We start from the raw sequence: 10462 nt of genomic DNA, 5'->3' as shown, positions 1-10462 counted from the left end.
TCGAGCTGGGGGAGACATGACCAGCACCGATGGCGGTGCTTTCCGCCGCATGCTGCGCAGGCTGACCAGTGACGTCGACGAGCTCGATGCCGACGACCTCTCTGCGGGTGCGCAGAAGTCGGGGGCGCAGCGCGCGTCCGACTGCGCCTGCGGGCAGGAGGTCACGATGCTGGGCCGGTTGCGGAGCGTAGAGTTCCGGCCACAGAACGCCGATGCCTCCCTGGAGGCGGAGCTGTTCGACGGCACCGACGGCGTCACGCTGATCTGGCTCGGCAGGCGCCGGATTCCCGGCATCGAGCCGGGCCGCACCATGCGGGTGCGCGGGCGGCTCGCCCTGCGGGACGGCCGGAAGGTGCTCTACAACCCCTACTACGAGATCTGCCAGGCGAGTACGACCTGAGCAGCCGACACCGAGGAGCGCCGTGACTCCAGGCCCCACCCCGGACCCCGAGATCGACGGCGAGCCCCGCGAGCGCGAGTTCCCACCGCTGCTGGAGCAGATGGGCGGTGTGCAGGGCGTCGTCGCCTCCACCATCCCGGTCGCGGTCTTCGTCGTCGCGAACATCGTGGCCGGGCTGCAGCCCGCGCTGATCGCCGCGATCGTGGCAGGCGTCGCGATCGCGGTCTGGCGGCTCGTGCGCAAGCAGGCGCTGCAACCGGCCGTGTCGGGGTTGTTCGCGGTCGGGATCGCCGCGTTCATCGCCTACCGCACCGGCGAGGCCCGCGGCTTCTACCTGCCCGGGCTGCTGTTCAGCGCCGTGTGCGGGCTGGCGTTCCTGGTGTCGGTGCTGGTCCGTTGGCCGCTGGCCGGCGTGGTGTGGCACGGCATCAACGGCCACGACCAGTCCTGGCGCGCCGACCGGCGGCTGCTGCGGGCCTACACGTTCGCCAGCATCCTCTGGACGCTCGTGTTCGCCGCCCGCGTGGTCGTGCAGGGCTGGCTCTACAACGCCGACGAGGAGACCTGGCTCGGCATCGCCCGGCTCGCGATGGGCTACCCGCTGGTCGGGCTCGCGCTGCTGGGCACGGTCTGGGCGGTCCGCAGGGCGGGCCGGGAGCCCTCAGCGACCTAGCTCCCACCCGGACGAACGGCACTCTCGTCGGTACCTAGCCGACGAAAGTGCCGTTCGTCATGCGAATCCCGATTCCCGGGCCAGGGCGGCGCGGATCTCCTCCTCCACGGCGGCGGTGGCCACGAACAGCAGCTCGTCGCCCGGCTCCAGCGCGTCGTCCGACTGCGGGACGATCACGCGACCGCCGCGCAGGATCACCACCAGCGCCGAGTCGGGGGGCAGTTGCAGGGCCTTGACCGGCCGCCCGGCGAGCGGGGTGTCCTCGGGGAGGGTGACCTCCACGAGGTTGGCCTGACCCTGCCGGAACGTCATCAGCCGCACGAGGTCGCCGACGGCCACGGCCTCCTCCACGAGCGCGGCCAGCAGCCGTGGCGTGGAGACGGCGACGTCGACGCCCCAGTTCTCGCTGAACAGCCACTCGTTGCGGGGGTCGTTCACCCGCGCGACGACGCGCCGCACCGCGAACTCGGTCTTCGCCAGCAGCGAGACCACGAGGTTGACCTTGTCGTCCCCGGTGGCGGCGATGACGACGTCGCAGCTCTCCATCCCGGCCTCCTCGAGGGAGGCCAGCTCGCAGGCGTCGGCGTGCACCCACTCGGCGCGCTCCACCGCCTCCGGCTCGATGTTCGCCAGCTCGCGCTCGATCAGCATCACCCGGTGGGAGTTCTCCACGAGCTCCAGCGCGATGGAACGGCCGACGGCGCCGGCACCCGCGATCGCGATGCGCATCCGATCAGCCTTCCTGCGGCGGCGCGGCGGCGGCCGTCGTGACGTCGCTGACCGTGCCCGACACCGCGGCCACGTAGACGGTGTCCTCGGCCTGCACGGCGGTGTCGGGGCCGGGCAGCACGCCGGTGCCGAAGCGCACGATGAACGCCACCCGGCAGCCGGTGGTGGTCTCGAGCTCCCGCACCGAGCGGCCCACCCACTCCTCGTGCACGGGCAGCGGCAGGATCGCGACGGTGCCGGTCGGCTCCCGCCAGGCCGAGGCGACGCCGTCGGGCAGCAGCATCCGCATCAGCCGGTCGGTGCTCCAGGGCACGGTCGCGACCGTCGGGATGCCGAGCCGCTCGTAGACGGCGGCGCGCTTCGCGTCGTAGATGCGGGCGACGACGCGTTCGACGCCGAACGTCTCACGCGCGACGCGTGCGGAGATGATGTTGGAGTTGTCGCCGCTGGAGACGGCCGCGAACGCCTGGGCGCGCTCGACCCCGGCCTCGACGAGCACCTCGCGGTGGTAGCCCTCGCCGACGACCTGGGTGCCGCGGAAGTCGGGGCTGAGCCTGCGGAAGGCCTGTCGGCTGCGGTCGATCACGGCGACCTCGTGCCCGAGCCGCTCGAGCCCGGCCGAGAGGGCCGAGCCGACGCGGCCGCACCCCATGATGACGACGTACACGCACTTCCTCCCCGGGTCGTGGGAACGCTATCGCGTCGTCGCGCCCCGCACCGCATAGGCTTTCGCCGTGCCCAAGCTCGGCGTCGCGGTCAAGCGCGTCCTCGTCGGGCGGCCGCAGCGCAGCGACCGTCTCGCCCACACCCTGCTCCCGAAGCGGGTCGCGCTGCCCGTCTTCGCCTCCGACGCCATGTCCTCGGTCGCCTACGCGCCCGAGGAGATCTTCCTGACGCTGTCGATCGCCGGGCTGTCCGCGTACGTGTTCTCGCCCTGGGTCGGCCTCGCCGTCGTCGTCGTGCTGCTCACGGTGGTCACGAGCTACCGGCAGAACGTGCACGCCTACCCCTCGGGCGGCGGCGACTACGAGGTGGCGACGGTGAACCTCGGGCGTCGCGCCGGGCTCACGGTGGCGAGCGCGCTGCTCGTCGACTACACGCTCACGGTCGCGGTCTCGATCTCCGCAGCGTCGGCGAACATCGGGGCGCTGATCCCGGTCGTCGCCGAGAACAGGACGGCGTTCGCGGTGGCGGCGATCCTGCTGCTCACCGCCATCAACCTGCGCGGCGTGCGCGAGTCGGGCGTCGCGTTCGCGATCCCGACCTACGCGTTCATGCTGGGCGTCGGATCGATGATCATCTGGGGCCTGACCCGCATCCTGGTGTTCGGCGAGGACGTGCGCGCACCCAGCGCCGACCTCGAGCTGATCGCGGAGGGCGACGCCCTCACCGGCCTCGCGCTGGCGCTGCTCGTGCTGCGCTCGTTCACCCAGGGCTGCGCGGCGCTCACCGGCGTCGAGGCGATCAGCAACGGCGTGCCCGCGTTCCGCAAGCCGAAGTCCCGCAACGCTGCCACCACGCTGCTGCTGCTCGGCGGGATCTCGGTGGCGCTGTTCTCCGGTCTCATCGTGCTCGCGCAGCTCACCGGGGCAAAGATCGCCGAGAACCCGGCCGAGCAGATCGTCGGCGGCCCTCCCGGCTACGTGCAGCAGACGCTGGTGGCGCAGCTCGCCGACGCGGTGTTCGACGACTTCCGCCCCGGCTTCTACTTCGTCGTGGTGGTCACCGCGCTGATCCTGGTGCTCGCGGCCAACACCGCCTACAACGGCTTCCCGGTGCTCGGGTCGATCCTGTCGCAGGACCGCTACCTGCCTCGACAGCTGCACACCCGCGGCGACCGGCTCGCCTACTCCAACGGCATCATCGTGCTCGCCGCCGTCGCGATCGTGCTGGTCGTCGGGTTCCAGGCCGAGGTCACGCGCCTCATCGCGCTCTACACGGTCGGCGTGTTCACCTCGTTCACGCTCAGCCAGGCCGGGATGCTGCGGCACTGGAACCGGCTGCTCGCCCGGGAGACCGACCCCGCCGCCCGGCGCCGGATGCAGCGCTCGCGGGCGATCAACGGGTTCGGGGCCGTGATGACCGGCGTCGTGCTGGTCGTCGTGCTGCTCACCAAGTTCACCCGCGGCGCCTGGATCGCCATCGCCGCGATGGCCGTGTTCTTCGTGATGATGCAGGCGATCCGGCGGCACTACGACCGCGTGTCGGCCGAGCTGGTGGCCGGCGAGCCGGACACCGTGCTGCCCTCGCGCAACCACGCGATCGTGCTGGTCTCCACGCTGCACAAGCCCACGTTGCGCGCGCTCGCCTACGCCCGCGCCACCCGGCCGGACGTGCTGGAGGCCGTCACGGTCAACGTCGACGACGCCGACACCAAGCGGCTGATGCGCGACTGGGACAAGCGCAGGCTGCCGGTGCCGCTCAAGGTCGTGGAGTCGCCGTACCGGGAGATCACCAAGCCGGTGCTGGACTACGTCAAGCGGATCCGCAGCGACAACCCCCGCGACGTCGTCACCGTGTTCATCCCCGAGTACGTCGTCGGCCACTGGTGGGAGCAGATCCTGCACAACCAGAGCGCGCTGCGGCTCAAGGGCAGGCTGCTGTTCCAGCCCGGCGTGATGGTCACGAGCGTGCCGTGGCAGCTGCGCTCGTCGGAGCGCGTGGTGGCCCGCCGTCCGGAGACCCCGCCCGGGTCCTCGCGGCGCGGCTACGAACCCGTCACCCGCGACGACACCGCGGCGGCGCCGTCCCCGGCGAAGGCGGCCCCACCCAAGTCGGCAGCGGGCCAGCGGCGACCGTGAGCACCACCGAACGGCTCGACTGGACCGACCGCGTGCTCGAGCTCGAGGTCGGGCCCGTCGCCCACGGCGGGCACTGCGTGGCCCGGCACGAGGGCCGGGTGGTGTTCGTCCGGCACGCGCTGCCGGGGGAGCGGGTGATCGCCGTCGTCGTCGAGGACGGCGGCGGAGGTTTCTGCCGCGCCGACGCCGTGTCCGTGCGGGAGGCGGCGCCGCAGCGCGTGCCCGCCCCGTGCGCGTGGGCGCGGGCGGGCGGCTGCGGCGGCTGCGACTTCCAGCACGCCGACCCGGCCCTGCAGCGCGCGCTCAAGGGCGAGGTGCTCGCCGAGCAGCTGCGCAGGCTCGCCGGCATCGAGCGGGCGGTGGAGGTCGAGGAGCTGCCGGGCGGCGCGCTCGGCTGGCGCCACCGGGTGCGGCTGGCCGTCGACGCCCAGGGTCGTCCCGGGCTGCGCGCGCACCGCAGTCACGACGTCCTGCCGATCGCGGACTGCCCGATCGCGCCCGCGGGAGCGCTGCCGCCGGTCCTGGAACACCGGTTCGACCCGGGCGGCGAGGTCGAGGTGGCCGTCGACGCCGCGGGAGCCGTGCACGTCGGCGCCGAGATCGGCGCCGGCGGGCCGGTGGTCCAGCGCGCCGCGGGGCGGGAGTGGCGGCTCACCCCTGGCGTCTTCTGGCAGGTCCACCCGGCGCTGCCCGACGCGCTCGCCGCCGTGGTGGCCGAGTGGGCGGACGCGCCGGCCGGCGGCACGGCGTGGGACCTCTACGGCGGCGTCGGGCTCTTCGCCGCGGTGCTCGCCGCGCAGGTCGGACGCGACGGCGCGGTCACCGTTGTCGAGTCCTCGCGCCAGGCCGTGGCCGACGGGCGCGCCGCGCTGGCCGACCTGCCCCAGGTGGACTGGCGGCCGGGCCGGGTCGAGCAGGTGCTGGGCGGCCTCACGGCCCGTCCCGACGTCGTCGTGGCCGATCCCCCGCGGCGGGGGCTGGGCCGGGCGCTCGTCGAGGCCCTCTGCGCCCGCGAGCCGGACCGCGTGGTGCACGTGGCGTGCGACCCGGCGGCGCTCGCCCGCGACGTCGCGCTGTTCGCCGACCGCGGGTACCGGCTCGACGGGCTGCGGGCGTTCGACGCGTTCCCGATGACGCACCACTTCGAGTCGGTCGCGCTGCTGGGCCGCGCGTGAGCGTGCTGGTCGTGCTGGCCGGGCTGCCGGGCAGCGGCAAGTCGGCGCTCGCCCGCCCGCTGGCGCGACGGCTGCGGGCCGCGCTCGTGGTCGTGGACCTGCTGGAGGATGCGGCGAGTGGCGGCTGCCGGGCCGTCGCACACCGATTGAGGTGCTGACGCATCGACTGCAGTCGGTGTGCCAGCACCGAAGTCGGTGTGCGACGCCGCGTCCGCCGGGCGCCGCTGCGCCGTTCGGCTCTTCAGCCGCGCCCTCGTGCGGGAAGCACCGACCCCTCGGTGCGGCGCCGCGGGGCGACCGGGACGATGGGCGGGTGACCAGCACGCCGCTCCCGACCCAGCAGGATCCGCGCCCGCTCCGCCCGCAACCCGTCCAGCAGCGCATCGCCGACGAGCTCGGCGTCCGGCCGCACCAGGTGGCCGCCGCCGTCGACCTGCTCGACAACGGGTCGACCGTCCCGTTCATCGCCCGGTACCGCAAGGAGGCCACCGGGGCCCTCGACGACGCGCAGCTGCGCACGCTCGAGGAGCGGCTCCGCTACCTGCGGGAGCTCGAGGAGCGCCGCACGGTCGTGCTGGACGAGATCCGCAAGCAGGGCAAGCTGGACGAGGCGCTCGAGGCGCGGATCATGGCCGCGGAGTCGAAGGCGCGGCTGGAGGACATCTACCTCCCGTACAAGCCCAAGCGCCGCACCAAGGCGATGATCGCCCGCGAGAACGGCCTGGAGCCACTCGCCGACATGCTGCTCGCCGACCCCACCCACGATCCGGCGACGGTCGCTGCGGGTTACCTGAACGAGCAGGTCGCCGACGTCGCCGCGGCACTGGAGGGCGCCCGCTCGATCCTTGTGGAGCGCTTCGCCGAGGACGCCGACCTCATCGGCGGGCTGCGCGAGCGGATGTGGTCGCGCGGGGTGCTGGTGACCAAGGTGCGGGAGGGCAAGGAGGCCGACGGCGCGAAGTTCGCCGACTACTTCGACTTCTCCGAGCCGTTCACCAAGCTCCCCTCGCACCGGATCCTCGCGGCGTTCCGCGGGGAGAAGGAGGAGGTCCTCGACGTCACGCTGGAGCCGGAGGCGGAGCCCGCCGAGCCGGGCGTCGTCACCGACTACGAGCGCACCATCGCGGCCGCCTTCCGGATCGCCGACCAGGGCCGCCCGGCCGACAAGTGGCTGAACGACGCCGTGCGCTGGGCGTGGCGCACCCGCATCCTCATGCACCTGTCGATCGACATCCGGGTCCGGCTGCGCACGGTGGCCGAGGAGGGCGCCATCGGCGTCTTCGCCGCCAACCTGCGCGACCTGCTGCTCGCCGCGCCCGCCGGCAGCCGGGCCACGATGGGTCTGGACCCGGGCCTGCGCACCGGGGTGAAGGTCGCGATCGTCGACGCCACCGGCAAGGTCGTGGCCACCGACACGATCTACCCGCACGCGCCGCGCAACGACTGGAACGGCGCATTGGCGAAGCTCACCAGGCTCGCGACGGCGCACGACGTCGACCTGATCGCCATCGGCAACGGCACCGCGTCGCGGGAGACCGACAAGCTGGCGGGTGAGCTGGTGGCCAACAACCCGGCGCTCAAGCTCACCAAGGTGATGGTCAGCGAGGCCGGCGCCTCGGTGTACTCCGCGTCGGCGTTCGCGTCCGCCGAGCTGCCCGACCTCGACGTGTCGCTGCGCGGCGCGGTCTCGATCGCCCGGCGGCTGCAGGACCCGCTCGCCGAGCTGGTCAAGATCGACCCGAAGTCGATCGGGGTGGGGCAGTACCAGCACGACCTGGCCGAGTCGGCGCTGTCGCGCTCGCTCGACGCCGTGGTCGAGGACTGCGTGAACGCCGTGGGGGTGGACGTCAACACCGCCTCGGTGCCGCTGCTGCGCCGGGTCTCGGGCATCACCGAGGGCCTCGCCGCGCAGATCGTCCAGCACCGCGACACGAACGGTCCGTTCCGCACCCGCACCGCGCTGGCCGACGTCCCGCGGCTCGGCCCGAAGGCGTTCGAGCAGTGCGCGGGCTTCCTGCGCATCCGCGGCGGTGACGACCCGCTCGACGTCTCGGGCGTGCACCCCGAGGCCTACCCGGTGGTGCACCGCATCCTGGCCCGCGCCAAGACCGACATCGATGCGCTGATCGGCAACGCCCAGAAGATCAAGTCGCTGAAGCCGCACGAGTTCGTCGACGCGACGTTCGGGCTCCCGACGGTCACCGACATCCTGGCCGAGCTGGAGAAGCCCGGGCGCGACCCGCGCCCGGCGTTCCGCACGGCCACCTTCGCCGAGGGCGTCCACAAGATCGCCGATCTGAAGCCGGGGATGCTGCTGGAGGGCGTCGTCACCAACGTGGCGGCGTTCGGCGCGTTCGTCGACGTGGGCGTGCACCAGGACGGGCTGGTGCACGTCTCGGCGATGTCGACCCAGTTCGTGTCCGACCCGCGCGAGGTCGTGAAATCCGGCGACGTCGTGCGCGTCAAGGTGCTGGAGGTCGACGAGGCGCGCAAGCGGATCTCGCTGACCCTGCGCCTCGAGGACGAGGCCGGCGGGGGAGCGCGCCAGAACCGCGGCCCGCGTGAGCAGAACCGGGGGCCGCGCGAGCAGAACCGGGGACCGCGCGACCAGAAGGGCGGACCGCGGGACCGGAAGGGCGACGGGCAGGGCCGCCGGGACCAGCAGGGCGACCAGCGCGGACGGGGCGGGGACCGCAAGGGTGGCGACCGCCGTGGCGGCCAGCGCCAGGGCGCCCCTGCCCCGATGAACAGCGCGATGGCGGACGCCCTGCGTCGCGCGGGCCTCTCGGGCGGCGACGGAAAGCGCTGAGGCCCGCCCCGCTCGCACACCGATCGTGGGTCTCGCACACCGACTGCAGTCGGTGTGCGAGACCTGATTTCGGTGTGCGAGCAGCGGGAGCCGCCTGAAGGCGCGCTCGGCCGTGCCGTCAGCGGCGGAACAGCCTCGGCAGGAACCGCAGCATCAGGGTGGACCAGGTCACGTGGGTCAGCAGCGGGGCCTGGACGCCGCCGGTCGCGCGCCGCTGCAGGGCGAACAGCGTGCCCATGACGGCCGACGCCAGCACGAGCGCCGGGTTGCGGGTGGCGACCGTCGAGGCGACGTAGACCGCGGTGGACACGGTCACCGGACGGTGCGGGGCGGCCCCGTACACCGCGCCCCGGAAGAAGATCTCCTCGGCGGCGCCGTTGGCGAGCGTGGTGGCCAGCACGAGCGGGCCGGGACCGGCGTCGGCGTGCCGCAGCACCGACGTGAGCGCGCGGTCGAGGACGGGGATGCGCCGTGCGACCAACGCCGCCCCGTAGAAGGCGGCGAAGACGCCCGCGCCGGTCGCCACGGGTGCGGCCACACCACGGCCGCGGGGGACCGGTCCGGCCGCGAGGCCGCCGGCCGTCCAGGTGGCGGCGGTGGCGAGCGTCAGCGCGGTGAACGCGCGGGAACCGGGCCGGGCGGCGAGCGACGCGCCGAGGAGCGCCGTGCCCACCGCGGTGGTGGCGGCGACGACGGGGCGGCGGCGCGGGGGTTCGGGCACGACCCGACTGTGCCGGACGCCCGGGGCGCGCCCGCGGTGGGGTCGAGCGGCCCGATCGCGGGTAGGGGAGAGGCATGGCGAGCATCGGCTACTTCCTGTCCTGCGAGCAGTTCGGCCCGAAGGAGCTCATCGACCAGGCCAAGCGCGCGGAGGCCGCGGGCTTCGAGCGGTTGTGGATCTCCGACCACTTCCACCCCTGGAACGACGAGCAGGGGCAGAGCCCGTTCGTCTGGGGGGTGATCGGCGCGCTGTCGCAGGCGACGTCGCTGCCGGTCACGACGGCGGTGACGTGCCCGACGTTCCGGATCCACCCGGCGGTCATCGCCCAGGCCGCCGCGACCGCCGCGACCCAGCTGGACGGGAGGTTCGTGCTGGGCGTCGGCAGCGGCGAGGCGCTGAACGAACACGTGCTCGGCGACCAGTGGCCCTCGGTCGGGGTTCGGCTGGAGATGCTGGAGGAGGCGATCGAGGTGATCCGCCTGCTGCACGGGGGCGAGGAGGTCAGCCACCACGGCACCTACTACGAGGTGCAGGAGGCGCGGATCTACACGCTGCCCGAGCAGCCGGTGCCGATCTACGTGTCCGGGTTCGGCCCGCAGGCCACGGAGCTCGCGGGCCGGATCGGCGACGGCTACATCACGACGATGCCCGACGCAGACCTGATCCGGGTGTTCCAGGAGGCGGGCGGGCAGGGCAAGCCGGTGCAGGCCGGCACGAAGGTGAGCTGGGACCGCGACGCGGAGCGCGCGCTCGACATCGCGCACCGCACCTGGGGAAACCAGGGCCTGCCCGGCCAGCTCGCCCAGACGCTCCCGCGGCCGCGCGACTTCATGGACGCCCAGACGCTCGTGACCCCCGACATGATCGCGGAGTCGGTGGCGTGCGGCGACGACGTCGACAAGCAGGTGGCGCAGGTCCGTCCGTACCTCGACGCCGGCGTCGACGAGCTCTACGTCTCGCAGATGGGCAGCGACATGGAGGGCTTCTTCACGGCCTGGGAGAAGGACGTCCTGCCGGCCCTGCGGTGACGCCGGCCGGGCCCCGGTGCGGCCGTGACCGCGATCACCTGGGATTATGTGTGATCGGTGGTGCGTTGGAGCCACCAGAGACCGCACCGGCCAGGTAGTACGCGTGCCGCAGGCCCCGCGGGCTCG

General features: G+C 73.4%; 10 protein-coding genes. 7 read left to right on the top strand and 3 right to left on the bottom strand.

Annotated elements, in window-relative coordinates:
- Nucleotides 1-16: 16 nt before the first annotated feature.
- On the top strand, nt 17-400 hold the full coding sequence (locus FB558_RS01695; RefSeq protein WP_142047444.1) for an OB-fold nucleic acid binding domain-containing protein: 384 nt from the start codon (nt 17-19) through the stop codon (nt 398-400).
- A gap of 22 nt (nt 401-422) precedes the next feature.
- Nucleotides 423-1073: a DUF3159 domain-containing protein gene (locus tag FB558_RS01690; protein WP_246106202.1), complete on the top strand. Its 651-nt coding sequence runs from the start codon at nt 423-425 to the stop codon at nt 1071-1073.
- 57 nt (nt 1074-1130) lie between these two features.
- Here the strand turns inward: FB558_RS01690 and FB558_RS01685 are convergent, their stop codons facing one another.
- Together FB558_RS01685 and FB558_RS01680 are read right to left on the bottom strand one after the other, a co-directional pair.
- A complete protein-coding gene (locus FB558_RS01685) occupies nt 1131-1802 on the bottom strand; it encodes a potassium channel family protein (RefSeq protein ID WP_142047443.1) in 672 nt (223 codons plus the stop codon).
- A gap of 4 nt (nt 1803-1806) precedes the next feature.
- Entirely contained in the window at nt 1807-2469 is a 663-nt protein-coding gene (locus tag FB558_RS01680; RefSeq protein WP_142047441.1) for a potassium channel family protein, read from the bottom strand.
- Nucleotides 2470-2536: 67 nt separating this feature from the next.
- Here FB558_RS01680 and FB558_RS01675 point away from each other — a divergent pair, with 67 nt between their 5' ends.
- From FB558_RS01675 to FB558_RS01665, 4 genes are all read left to right on the top strand, one after another.
- A complete protein-coding gene (locus tag FB558_RS01675) occupies nt 2537-4603 on the top strand; it encodes an APC family permease (protein WP_142047439.1) in 2067 nt (688 codons plus the stop codon).
- Nucleotides 4600-5778 carry a class I SAM-dependent RNA methyltransferase gene (locus tag FB558_RS01670; protein ID WP_142047437.1) on the top strand — a complete coding sequence of 393 codons (1179 nt, stop codon included), beginning with the start codon at nt 4600-4602 and terminating at the stop codon, nt 5776-5778. Before FB558_RS01675 ends, FB558_RS01670 begins: the two co-directional genes overlap by 4 nt.
- Nucleotides 5775-5936: a hypothetical protein gene (locus tag FB558_RS43030; protein ID WP_170231153.1), complete on the top strand. Its 162-nt coding sequence runs from the start codon at nt 5775-5777 to the stop codon at nt 5934-5936. The genes FB558_RS01670 and FB558_RS43030 overlap by 4 nt, the downstream gene beginning before the upstream one ends.
- A gap of 155 nt (nt 5937-6091) precedes the next feature.
- Nucleotides 6092-8587, top strand: coding sequence for a Tex family protein (locus FB558_RS01665; RefSeq protein ID WP_142047435.1), 2496 nt, complete (start codon nt 6092-6094; stop codon nt 8585-8587).
- Between the two features lie 118 nt (nt 8588-8705).
- Here the strand turns inward: FB558_RS01665 and FB558_RS01660 are convergent, their stop codons facing one another.
- Nucleotides 8706-9308 (bottom strand): CPBP family intramembrane glutamic endopeptidase, encoded by a 603-nt coding sequence (locus tag FB558_RS01660; RefSeq protein ID WP_142047433.1) that lies wholly within the window; start codon nt 9306-9308, stop codon nt 8706-8708.
- Between the two features lie 74 nt (nt 9309-9382).
- Between FB558_RS01660 and FB558_RS01655 the strand changes: the two genes are divergently transcribed.
- On the top strand, nt 9383-10336 hold the full coding sequence (locus FB558_RS01655) for an LLM class F420-dependent oxidoreductase (RefSeq protein ID WP_142047431.1): 954 nt from the start codon (nt 9383-9385) through the stop codon (nt 10334-10336).
- The last annotated feature ends 126 nt before the right edge of the window (nt 10337-10462 follow it).

This window comes from Pseudonocardia kunmingensis, assembly GCF_006716445.1.
GTDB lineage: Bacteria > Actinomycetota > Actinomycetes > Mycobacteriales > Pseudonocardiaceae > Pseudonocardia > Pseudonocardia kunmingensis.
Note: the sequence above shows the minus strand (reverse complement) of the source record. Positions and strands in the feature narration are given on the sequence as shown.